Source organism: Chitinophaga sp. SYP-B3965, assembly GCF_009647655.1.
Taxonomy (GTDB): domain Bacteria; phylum Bacteroidota; class Bacteroidia; order Chitinophagales; family Chitinophagaceae; genus Chitinophaga.
Genome location: NZ_WJFD01000001.1, coordinates 1957718 through 1969773 on the forward strand (window position 1 = coordinate 1957718; position 12056 = coordinate 1969773).

Here is a 12056-nt window from a genome sequence, read left to right on the forward strand (position 1 = left end):
TTACAGTTTAATATCAATACCAAATGCCCAGGTCCTTGCTTGCGGATAGTTACCACGGTCAATACCTGTATCAAGTATGCCACCTGGTATTTCAGGATCGTAACCGGAGTAATTTGTAAAGGTGTAGAGGTTCTTTGCCTGTACATATACGCGTACACTACGGAAACCTGCATTCCTGAGGAGATAATTGGGTAAAGTGTAGCCTAGCTGGATGTTCTTGATCTTAGCAAAGGAACCGTCTTCCACATATCTTTCAGAAACGCGGATGTTGTTGTTGGCATCTGTAAAGGAATAACGCGGGTTCTTTGCATCGTTGGTGGTATTAGGCCCTGTCCAGCGATCTAAGATGCCGTTGAATTTATTCGTATAGTTCGCATTCCGCTCATAAGCGCTGTACACATCATTACCAATGGAGATATAGGTGAACACGTTAAAGTCGAAATTCTTGTACGTAAGACCAAGGTTCCATCCTAAGGTAAAATCAGGGAAGGGATTGCCGATCTGTGTTCTATCCAGGTCAGAGATAATGCTATCCTTATTCACATCCACAAAACGGATATCCCCTGGCTGAGCGCCTGTCTGCCTGGGCCAGTCTGCTACATCTTTAGCAGTTTGGAAAAGGCCTGCTGTTTTAAATCCATAAAAGTAACCGGGTGTAAATCCTTTCTGGAACCTCGTTACGTTATTAGACTGACCATTGAAATAACCACCGCCGGTAATAATGGCGCTGTTATCTGTGTTGGTGCCGGTCACCATGTTTTCGGAAGTGGTGAACGTGAGGGATGTATTGATGGTAACGTCTTTGGCGATCCTGTCATTATACCCCAGCGTTGCATCTATACCACTGCTTTTAGTGGAACCGATGTTAGCATTGGGTATAGCTGCGGTACCGCCATAATCAGACGGGGACGGAAGGAATAATAAACCCGAGATCTGTTTGTCGAAGTAATCAGCAGTGAGGGAAAGTTTGTCCTGGAAGAAGCTAATATCAAATCCGATATTGAATTGTGTTTGCTTTTCCCATCCTAAAGATTCATTCTTGGAAGTGGCCAATGTAGAGCCTGCTACAAATGTACCACCGAAAGTATAACCGTTGTTATTGGCGTTAGAGTATTGCGGGCCGCCTGTTTCAATACTTGGAAACTGCGGACTCACATTCTCATTACCTACGGTACCATAACTACCTCTTATTTTCAGGTAACTGATAAAGTTTGATTTGAAGAAAGGCTCACTGGAAGCCACCCAGCCTAATGAACCAGAGAAGAAATTAGCAAACTTGTTATTAGGGCCAAAGGCGTAAGAGCCATCCCTTCTTGCAGTGAAAGAAGCCAGGTATTTCTCTTTGTAATCATAATTGATCCTTCCAAAATAAGAAGCGTTCCTTCTGAAGTACTGAGAATTACCACCACCCTGTGCATTCAGGTTGGCCGCTACATCTCCTTTGGGATCACGTACCTGCATGGCCACACCATTGATGACTGTGTCCCTGAAATAAACAACGGCGGTAGAATTAGTTCCGGTAGCAGCGGTTACATCCGCAAACTCCCAGGAGTTAAAAGGAACATCCTGGCGGGAAGCATTCACCGCATTACCCCCTAATTTAGAGAAGGAGATACCGGCCACCACATCAAAAGTATGTGCCTCGCGGATCTTGAAATCATAATTGGCAAATGATTCAGACGTCCAGCTGTATGCACTGTTCTTGTATTCATTCACACTGTTATGCGCACTGGAAGCGATCTGCCCCAGTCCATTTTTGGTAGCTACTGTAGAGCCATCTGCATTCATCGTATTCTCCACATTCATAGGACCATGGAAGATCAATGGTGTGAAGTTCTTTCCGGTCACATTCCAGGTAGTGTACCCGAAACGGCTGGTCACCCGCAGGCCTTTCATGATCTCATACTGCAATTCTCCTTTACCATATAACTTAGCACCATTGGATTCATTATAGGTATTATCCAGTTTGGTGAGCGGGTTGAAGATCTCGGACAGCAAGAGATTACTGTAACCATATCTGCCCACGGTATTAGGGACCGTATTTAATACAGTTACGGTAGGGTCATAGTTGAGCGCGCTGCCAATGATAGCGTTGAAGGAGTTTTCCTGTACCCCTTGCGCCCTGATATTCACATAACTCGTATTCACAATGAACTTTAACCGGGGAGTAAGGTCTATGGTAAAATTACCTGTTGCATTGGTGCGGTTGAAGTTAGACTTGCTACCTCCTCCTACTATTCCATCCTGCCCCAGGTATCCGCCTGAAACAAAATAAGAGATCTTGTCGCTGCCACCTCTTGCACCTACATTATAGGACTGGATAGGCGCCTGGTGGAAAATCTCTTTCTGCCAGTTGGTGCCCACGCCCAGTTTGGAAAGGTCAGGGAAGATGATATTCCCGCCGGCAGCCACACTGCCTTCATTGATAATAGCACCATATTCTGAAGCATTTAAAACACCAATGGTATTCTGTACTTCCTGTATCCCATAATTTGCATTAAGGGTGATCTCCGGCCTTTGATTCTTGCGGCCACCTTTAGTGGTCACTACAATTACACCATTACCTCCTTTCACACCATATATAGCGGTAGTGGCTGCATCTTTTAATACGTTGATGGATTCAATGTCTGTAGAAGGGATCGCGTTCAGATCGTCCAGCGTTTGCGGAACACCATCTACGATCACAATAGGGTCTGTTCCCACGAAGGAAGGTATCCCCCTGATCAGCACTGTTGGTTTTGAACCGGGCGAACCGTTTTGAATAACACTCACACCGGCTGCTCTTCCCTGTAAAGCTTCTTCTACCCTGGTAGGTCTCAGCTTCTCAATATCTGCACCCTTAATAGTAGAAATAGCGCCGGACACTTTGGTTACCTTCTGGGTACCATATCCTACTACCACTACCTCACTGAGGCTTTTAGACTCAGATTGCAGTTTGATCTGCAGCGGTGCACCTGTAATCGGCACTTCCTGGTCTGCAAAGGTGAGGGCAGTTACTGTCAGGAACTTCTCATCAGGAGAAACAGAGATACTGAATTCCCCTTTTGTATTCGTGATAGTCCCTCCTTTTGTAATACGGGCATAGATAGATACACCAGGGATGGGCAGCCCCAGGTCGTCTGTTACCTTCCCGGTAACGGGCTTGTTTTGGGCCCATGACTCATAGGTAAGCAATAGCATGGATAGAAGAAAAATGCTGCGAAGAATTTTTTTCATACGTGAATTTTGGTTTGACGTGAATGGGTACTTTTGGTTGACCGGTGGAATCTTAGAACGCTCTAAAATTACATTATCCATTCAGGCAGGGCTTGTTTTGGGGTACATCTCCACTACATCAAATTTCATCAACACGTTGATTGTCAATAAATATAAAATACATCATTACTACATCACCCGAAATAATATCTTTAGTTAATGATATCTTTAGTCAATGAGAACCCCACTGATCATTTTATTCCACCTATGGGTAATTGCTTCATTCGGGCAGAACACGATCGGTCTGCCCAAGATCATCAATTACAGTAAAACAGATTTCCAGGCTGGTACTCAAACCTGGGATATCAAACAGGATAGCCGGGGCATTATGTACTTCGCCAATAACGAAGGCATGCTCACGTATGATGGCAGTCACTGGAAAGTATATCCCCTTCCCAACAGGACTATTGTAAGAGCCTTAGCCATTGATGGGGATGACAGGATCTATGTGGGTGCGCAGGATGAGATCGGCTTTTTTGTTTCCGGCCCTAACGGCAATCTCGAGTACACTTCCTTAAAAAACCTGATCCCCAAGCAGCAGAATAAGTTTGCAGATATATGGCGGATAGAGGTATTTAAAGAGTCTGTATTTTTCCTGGCATCGGACCGTATACTTGAACTGAGGAATAACAGCATCAAGGTATACAGCACCACCAGCGAGTGGATCTTCCTGAAAAAGGTGGGAGACCGGCTTTTTGCACAGGATAAAAGTAATGGCCTGCTGCTCTTTTCAAACAATGAATGGTCCCCCGTTCTGCATAACAAACAATTTGACAATATTATTATATCCGGACTGATACCTGTTGGTAATGACAGCATCCTCATCACCACTCAGTGCAGGGGCTTGTATATCCTGCATGATAACACTGTCACTCAAACTAAAGCGCATGTACTCCCGGAAAGCTGCACCTATGTATCTGCTAAAATAAATGCAAAGGAGTTCGTGGCAGGCACTACTTCTGATGGCTGCCTCGTAATGGATTTTAATGGCAGGATCGTACAGAAGCTTTCCCGCACGGAGGGTTTGCAGAATAATAATGTGCTTTGCGTGTTCCTGGACAAAGACAATAATCTCTGGGCCGGGCTAAAGAACGGCATCAGTTTCATCGCTTACAATGCAGCGATAAAATATATCAGCCCCAGCAAAATAAATGAACTCTCCGGTTACTCCACCCGGATCTACAATAACCAGCTGTATGTAGCTACTTCAGATGGTGCTTATTATGTACCGCTCTCACAAACCACCGGAGACCTCAGTTTTTCCATGGGAGATTTCAACCGGGTGAAGAACAGTGCAGGAGAAGTATGGCGCCTGGATGAAGTGAACCGGCAGATCCTCATGGGGCAACATAGCGGCAGTTTTGTGATCCAGGACAATACCAGTATTCCACTGGCACGTGGAGCCGGCGCCTGGATCTTTGTTCCCACTTCTTTCGTATTTCCGGCCAGCCATATACTGGTGGGTACTTATAACGGTCTCAACCTGCTGGACTTTTCTCAGAACAAATTCCTGTTTGCAGAAAAGCTGGAAGGTTTGCAGGAGTCCCTGCGGTTCCTGGCCATTGATAACAATAATACGATATGGGGTTCTCATCCTTACAGAGGTGTATACAAACTGCAACTATCACCGGACAATAAAAAGATTTCCTCTAAGTTGTACACTGACAGTGCCGGCCTTCCCTCCGCTTTAGGGAACTATGTGTTCAAGATCAAGAACAGGGTTGTTTTTGGTACGATGTCTGGTGTGTATGAGTTTGATGTGCAAACAGAGCGGTTTGTAAAATCTTCTTTCCTCACGCCGGTATTTGGGGATATGGAGATACGTTACCTCACCGAAGATGCTGCAGGTAATATCTGGTTTTGCAGTGGCAAGAAAATAGGTGTGGTAAATTATTTCAGTGCCCGGGAAGAGAAACCTTTTGCTATTACCTGGTTCCCTGAATTGAACGGTCAGATCCTGCTGGGATTTGAGAACATCTATCCTTTCAACAAAGAGAATGTGTTCATTGGTTCTGAAAAGGGGATGATCCATCTTAACTATGAAAAGTATACGGCCAATAAAACGGTTATTAAAGTATTACTCGGGCAGGTAAAAGCGTTTGGCAGGTCAGACAGTATCATCTTCGGCGGGCATTACCAGCCGGAAGCCACACAGGAGGTTTTGCAACTTCCCAAGAGTTACAACTCTTTCCATTTTGAATATAGCACCCCCTCCTATGGTCTTCAAAATAATATAGAATACAGTTATCAGCTGGAAGGTTATGATCCTAAATGGTCTGCATGGTCTTCCAGGACGGAAAAGGATTACACTAACCTGCCGGATGGGGAATATACCTTTAACATCAAGGCGCACGACAACCTTGGTCATGAGTCAGATACGATCTCTTACGCTTTCATTGTGAAGCCTGCATGGTATAAAACTATCTGGGCCTATATGGTGTATGCTCTCCTGTTCCTGCTGCTGCTCTATGTGCTGGATAAATGGGGCAAGCGCAACCTGCACCTGCAGCAGATGAAATTTGATGAAGAACAGAAACGCCTGAAATATATTCATCAGCTGGAACTGGATAAGAACGAAAAAGAGATCATTACCCTGCAGAATGAGAAATTGGCCAATGAGATCAACTTTAAGAACAAAGCGCTCGCGGATGCTTCCCTGCATCTGGTGGAGAGAGGAGATGCATTGGGCAAAGTGAAAGACATCCTGCAAACGCTTTATAAAAAGACGGGGAATAATAACGATATCAAGAGTGCGTTGCTGCTGCTGAACGATGCGGAAAAGAACAATGATAACTGGGATCAGTTTGCTTCTCATTTTGATGAGATCAATAATAACTTCCTGAATAAATTGAAAATAAAATACCCGCTGTTATCCAGTACTGACCTGAAAGTTTGCGCTTATTTACAATTGCAGTTGTCTTCCAAAGAGATTGCGCAGTTAATGGCTATTTCAGTGAGGGGTGTGGAGATCAGGCGGTATAGGTTGAGGAAGAAGTTACATTTACCTACGGAGCAGACGTTGAATGATTTTTTAAATACGGTGTAGAGTGTTTGACGGATGTTAGCACATAAAAAAATGAAGCCCTTAAAAAGGGCTTCATGATCAATAAACAATTTACTTTCCCGTCTTCTCAAACTCCACCCGCCTGTTCTTCGCTTTCCCTTCTGGTGTTGTATTTTCCGCTACCGGCGCTCCGGCGCCTTTACCATCTGCACGGATACGTTCTGCGGGGATATTGTAGGTTTCCGTTAACATCGTCTTAACCGCCGTGGCACGTTTCAGGGACAAAACATCGTTCACCGTTTTGGAACCATCACTATCCGTATGCCCCGTGATCTTTACATTAAATGAAGGGTCAGACTGCAGCGCCGTACCGATCTCTTTGATCACCCCAAAGGAAGAAGGCCGGATCACATCAGAATTCACATCGAACGTGATGCCCGTTGTGCTGAACTTTCCTTCCGTAAGCAGCTTGGAACGTACATCCGGACTACCACCTGCCAGCTTCAGGTTGGAGAGGTAAAAACCTAACTGGTCTTCTTTATAATTGGAACCACCCACGGAAATGGCCAATTGATTAAAGGTGCTTTCCACAATGCGTGGCATGTCATAGATCTTCTGTTCATTGATCCACATGCGGAAACGTGTTTTCTGTATGCTGATGGCCACATGAAAAGCTTTGCCATAATTCTCTTCTATTATTTTAGCCTGCTGTGCATTCGTTCTGAAGGTTTCCGCACCTTTTGCATGTGTTCTGAGCACCGTTCGGGTGTTGTTCCCCTCACCCAATGCCAGCTGCACTGCCAGGGCACTGTTGTCATGCAGTTTTCTGAATACACTGTTGCCCACAGGAGATTCTTCCCCGCTGTTAAAAAGCGTAAAGTAAATTTCCGGGTACAGGTAACCTGTATTATGCATTTCCAGGATCATGTCAAATTCAATGGTATGATCTTCCGGCAGCATCTTTTTATTAGGTGTGAGATAAGTGCCCTGCTGGAAAAGTTTAAGCCATTTCGTGCCGTCTTTCATGGCCACTACTTCCCCTTTATTATTTGTATTCCAGTGCATGGCAAATTCCCCCAGCACATCCTGGGAAAAATCTTCAGAGAGCAGCAACTGCTCTCCTGCCACAAAATCAAATTTGGAATACGTTTCCATTTTGGGGGCCGAAGCCGGGGAAACAGTCGGAGAAGGAGAAGCCGAAGCAGCTGGTTTTTCTTCTTTTTTGGCACCGTTCAGTACTTTATCAGAAGCATCATTCACTGTTTTTTCCACCGCATTACCGGCTTTATTGGTAGCAGCCTGTTCAGCTTTATTTGCCATTTTTTTCAGAAAACCGCCCTGGGCATTGGCGTTAACAACAATTGTGATCATACATGCGATCATGGGGAATAGCTTCATGGGGTAAATGTTTCCGCAAAGCTACCTTGGGTCAGCTCAGCTGGCAATCCGTAGATGTATGAAATGAAGGAATGGCAGGCTGAAATGACTAAATAATCAAAAATTACGCCCAAATTGGGGAAAACATCCACAATTATCCCCCTTTTTTAATACCGGTACACCATTTGCTGCTTACCTTTATCAATCAAATACCCGAGATTGTAATAATGACTAAATGCAGCTAATGGAACCTAATGAACAACCGGAGAAGCCCTTCATCTCTAAAGGTGCAGATGACTTTTTCATCAATGTGTACGAGATATTCCGGTTCATCGCCAGGTTCTTCCGGGAGGCATTACGCCGCCCGTGGGAAGTAAAAGAGTTTATCCATCAGTGTTATATGATCGGGTACAAGTCCCTGGCATTGATCAGCCTTACCGGTTTTATCACCGGCCTGGTATTTACCAAGCAGTCCCGCCCCTCGCTGGCGGAGTTTGGTGCTACCTCCTGGCTGCCCTCCCTTATCTCCATTGCCGTGGTAAGGGCACTGGCGCCACTGGTAACCGCCCTGATCTGTGCCGGTAAAGTAGGCTCCAGTATTGGTGCGGAACTCGCTTCCATGAAAGTGACCGAACAGGTAGATGCCATGGAGGTATCTGCCATCAACCCGTTTAAGTACCTCGTGGTAACCCGCGTGCTGGCCACCACCGTCTGCATCCCGCTGCTGATGTGTTACACTGCAGTCGTAGGCCTCGCAGGCTCTTACCTGGATGTACACCTTAATGAGCAAACCAGCCTGATCGCTTTCATACAGAAGGCCTTCGTGAACATATCGTTCCTGGACCTCGGTGCTTCCCTTTTTAAATCCACCGTTTTTGGATTCACCATTGGCATAGTAAGTGCCTATTTAGGTTACAATGCCTCCCAGGGAACACAGGGTGTGGGAAAAGCTGCCAATGTTTCAGTGGTAGTGTCCATGTTCCTGATCTTTATCGAAGAAATTGTCATTGTTCAAATTGTTAATTCGATCCGTTAAATAATTATGAAACCATTCACGCCTGAAATAGATTTTGATAACACCGTGATCTCCATCAGAGGCCTCTACAAGTCCTTTGGCAGCAATCACGTATTGCGGGGTGTGGATCTGGATGTGCACAAGGGGGAAAATGTGGTAGTACTCGGTCGCTCCGGTACCGGTAAATCCGTATTGATCAAGATCATTGCAGGATTACTGAAACCCGATGCAGGTACCGTAAATGTACTGGGCCTGGAAGTGGAACACCTGGATAATCAATCCCTGCGGGAATTGCGCATGAAAGTAGGTTTCTGTTTCCAGAACGGTGCGCTCTATGATAGTATGACGGTAGGAGAAAACCTTGCCTTCCCCATCATCAGGAACCAGCCGAAAGTAAGATCTGCACAACGGGCCAAACTGGTGGATGTGGTACTCGATGCCGTAGGGCTTTCCAATACCATAGACCAGATGCCTTCAGAACTTTCCGGCGGACAAAGGAAACGTATCGGCATCGCCCGCACCCTTATCCTCCGCCCGGACATCATGTTGTATGATGAACCCACTGCCGGACTGGATCCCATCACCTGTACAGAGATCAATAATCTTATCAACGAAGTGCAACGCCGGTTCAATACCAGCTCTATTATAATTACACACGACCTCACCTGCGCCAAAGTAACCGGTGATAACATCGCCGTGATGAAAGAAGGACAATTCATCAGGCAGGGAAATTTTGACACCGTCTTCGCCACCGGCGACGACCTGATCAAAGAATTTTATGACTATAATTTTATTCAATAAGCTATGAAAGATAAGAGCACTAAAAGAACCGTGATCGTTGGCATATTTATCCTCCTCGGGGTGATCATCTTTGCCGTAGGCATACTCACCCTGGGTGGGCAACGTAAATCCTTCGTTTCGTCGATTAAGGTGAAAGCCATCTTTCATGACATCGGTGGTCTGGCAAAAGGTGATAACGTCTGGTATTCCGGTGTGAAGGTAGGCACCATCAAAAGCATCACCTTCCTCAATCATAGTGAGATAGAGGTATTGATGAACATAGAAACAGCTTCCCGCCAGTTCATTCATAAAGATGTAAAAGCCAAACTCAGTTCAGATGGATTGGTAGGTAATAAGATCATAGCCCTCACAGGCGGCACCGCTACGGTTCCTGCTATCGAGGATGGAGATATCGTTACCGTGGAAGTAGCTGTGAGCACAGAAGAGATCATGAATACCCTGCAGGTGAATAACAAAAGCCTGGTAGAGATAACAGGCAACCTCAAGGCCATCACCGGCAAGATCATGAAGGGAGAAGGTTCCATTGGTAAACTGATCAATGATGAAGCTATCTATAATGATCTGCAGGGCACCATGGCCACGCTTCGTAAAACTGCGGCCAACACGCAGATACTCACAGAAGGCCTCGCAGAATACAGCGCCAAACTGCATTCCAAAGGAACATTGGCCAATGACCTTGTATCAGATACGGTAGTGTTCCACAAGCTCCGCGCTACTATTTCACAAATGGAAACCATCGCACAGGGTGTGGATAGCGTAGTACTCAACCTCCGTGATGCTACTACTGGCGTGAAAGAAAACCTCCGCAGCGAAAACAGCCCGGCAGGTGTATTGCTGAATGATGAAAAGACCGCACAGGCCCTGAAGCAAACCATCTCCAACCTGCAAAGCGGTACTGAGAAACTGGATGAGAACATGGAGGCGCTGCAGAGCAATTTCTTATTAAGAGGTTTCTTCCGCAAGAAAGCAAAGCGTGAGAAGAAGGAAGCCGAACAGGCAGCACAGAAAAAAGATTAGTTAGTCAGCTTTTATATATCATTCAGCCGCCGTTGTGTCACTCACTTCGGCGGCTGAATAATTTTAGGCAAAGGGGTAAAGAACACTTTTTCTTATTCATGATGGCCGGCTGCAGATTCATCATTATCTTTTTTAATCTCAAGATCCTTAGCAGGGGAAGTAGTACCATCAATATTCTTGGGCTTGCTAAGTTTATCGGCACATGCCCGCTCTACTGATAGCGGGAGTGTTTTAAATTGTACAACCAGCTTTATACGTATTCTGTTTAAGCGTCTTCGCTTCCAATCAGCTCTCTTTTGATTAGAGATGATTATCTTTTGTATCATGCTAACCAAAGTAACAATAAAATAATAGAGCCCCGGATTAGGCTGCTCACTAATAAATTCAAGTAGTATAGAGCTGATTACAGTTAAGCAGGTAAAGATCGTTTTCAGTCCTTCCATATTTAAAAAAATCCTTCGTGCCCTCGCTTCTTTTCTATAAATTTTATTCCTATTCATGATTTACGCTTTAACCAAAGACGCCTGCAATTGAAAATTATACTAGGTATCAAATGTTACCAATGCGTTAAGTAAAAAACATCAATTTGTTAACTATTTAGAGCAAAAATCAATAAATTAACAAAAACAACTGCTCGTTAATAGGCTAAGTAGCTATTAATCATAGGTATAATAGAATTACTAAGGAATATATTTGCATCTAATTAACAAAAAGCACCCCCAGGAATTGAAGCATTTTGCGCCATGAATACGGTACTCTGTACATCAGAATCTGCACATCCGGTAAATTCTTAAAATAGAAAACCCACGTCATACGTGGGTTTCCTCCTATTCATGGAGTCATTTTGTGATGAGTGCGCAATTGAACCAAAATTCACATCGGGATCTGTAACGCATCTTTGAAAGCACTTTTATTACCTTGCCTCAATCGTTGAGGAATAAGTGAGTCGTTCATAATAAAGAGTCGGTTAGCTAAACACCATATTACAAATGCCACCTCTTGGCTGACCTTTACCATTCGTTACTAATAACCTTGGAACTAATCCAGTATTATTTCTCTAAGTTGTATTTCCATAAGCAACAACTACTTCTTCATCCACTTTCCCTTCCACACCTGCAATAACCCAATTGCCAGCAGCATAATCCCCCTATCATAAATGTTCACATTAAATTCAGTGCCAGACACTTCTACATCTTCCGCAGGCAGATAAATGATGAAGGGAGCTATAACATTTTATAAATTAAATAAACCAAACAGTTTATTTAATTTCGAATCAACTAACTAATTATCAATAATTTATATTAAAAAAAAGTACAACAATTACATCATTAGCACCGCAAACAGCATGGGTTAAACTCAGGCCACTATTATTAACAATAGGTCCATTTGGCATAGTAATAGTTTCTTGGGGCAATCTCAGATAAAGCCAGCAGGTCTTGATTTACCCACAGTAATTTTTCGAGCCTTAGAAGGGAAGTAATGCCCGCTTTTATAATTTAATTGTCCGCATCTCTGATAGTCTCAAAAAAAAGAAAACCCACGTTATACGTGGGTTTTCTGCTATACATCTTCTTCAAAAATTCATCA

At 44.3% G+C, this 12056-nt stretch carries 7 protein-coding genes; 4 read left to right on the top strand and 3 right to left on the bottom strand.

The genetic code is table 11. The features are described 5' to 3' along the window. Positions 1-3216 carry a TonB-dependent receptor gene (locus GFS24_RS07630; RefSeq protein ID WP_153658976.1) on the bottom strand — a complete coding sequence of 1072 codons (3216 nt, stop codon included), beginning with the start codon at positions 3214-3216 and terminating at the stop codon, positions 1-3. Positions 3217-3430: 214 nt separating this feature from the next. Between GFS24_RS07630 and GFS24_RS07635 the strand changes: the two genes are divergently transcribed. Continuing rightward, positions 3431-6301 (top strand): triple tyrosine motif-containing protein, encoded by a 2871-nt coding sequence (locus tag GFS24_RS07635; protein ID WP_153658977.1) that lies wholly within the window; start codon positions 3431-3433, stop codon positions 6299-6301. A 69-nt stretch (positions 6302-6370) separates the two neighbouring features. Here the strand turns inward: GFS24_RS07635 and GFS24_RS07640 are convergent, their stop codons facing one another. Continuing rightward, on the bottom strand, positions 6371-7657 hold the full coding sequence (locus tag GFS24_RS07640; protein WP_153658978.1) for an OmpA family protein: 1287 nt from the start codon (positions 7655-7657) through the stop codon (positions 6371-6373). Positions 7658-7880: 223 nt separating this feature from the next. On the opposite strand from GFS24_RS07640, the gene GFS24_RS07645 reads away from it, so the two are divergent. Genes GFS24_RS07645 through GFS24_RS07655 form a run of 3 tightly spaced genes read left to right on the top strand, consistent with a single transcriptional unit; the run spans position 7881 to position 10469 of the window. Continuing rightward, on the top strand, positions 7881-8672 hold the full coding sequence (locus GFS24_RS07645; protein ID WP_153658979.1) for an ABC transporter permease: 792 nt from the start codon (positions 7881-7883) through the stop codon (positions 8670-8672). A gap of 6 nt (positions 8673-8678) precedes the next feature. After that, entirely contained in the window at positions 8679-9452 is a 774-nt protein-coding gene (locus tag GFS24_RS07650) for an ABC transporter ATP-binding protein (RefSeq protein ID WP_153658980.1), read from the top strand. 3 nt (positions 9453-9455) lie between these two features. After that, positions 9456-10469, top strand: a complete 1014-nt coding sequence (locus GFS24_RS07655; protein WP_153658981.1) for an MlaD family protein — start codon at positions 9456-9458, stop codon at positions 10467-10469. A gap of 92 nt (positions 10470-10561) precedes the next feature. On the opposite strand, the gene GFS24_RS07660 is transcribed toward GFS24_RS07655, so the two are convergent. Then, positions 10562-10969, bottom strand: coding sequence for a hypothetical protein (locus tag GFS24_RS07660; protein WP_153658982.1), 408 nt, complete (start codon positions 10967-10969; stop codon positions 10562-10564). Positions 10970-12056: the final 1087 nt, after the last annotated feature.

Bases quoted from the DNA above. Each gene is read 5' to 3' on its own strand.
- GFS24_RS07635 (WP_153658977.1), top strand. From the start codon at position 3,431: ATGAGAACCCCACTGATCATTTTATTCCACCTATGGGTAATTGCTTCA.
- GFS24_RS07650 (WP_153658980.1), top strand. From the start codon at position 8,679: ATGAAACCATTCACGCCTGAAATAGATTTTGATAACACCGTGATCTCC.
- GFS24_RS07645 (WP_153658979.1), top strand. From the start codon at position 7,881: ATGGAACCTAATGAACAACCGGAGAAGCCCTTCATCTCTAAAGGTGCA.
- GFS24_RS07660 (WP_153658982.1), bottom strand. From the start codon at position 10,969: ATGAATAGGAATAAAATTTATAGAAAAGAAGCGAGGGCACGAAGGATT.
- GFS24_RS07640 (WP_153658978.1), bottom strand. From the start codon at position 7,657: ATGAAGCTATTCCCCATGATCGCATGTATGATCACAATTGTTGTTAAC.
- GFS24_RS07630 (WP_153658976.1), bottom strand. From the start codon at position 3,216: ATGAAAAAAATTCTTCGCAGCATTTTTCTTCTATCCATGCTATTGCTT.
- GFS24_RS07655 (WP_153658981.1), top strand. From the start codon at position 9,456: ATGAAAGATAAGAGCACTAAAAGAACCGTGATCGTTGGCATATTTATC.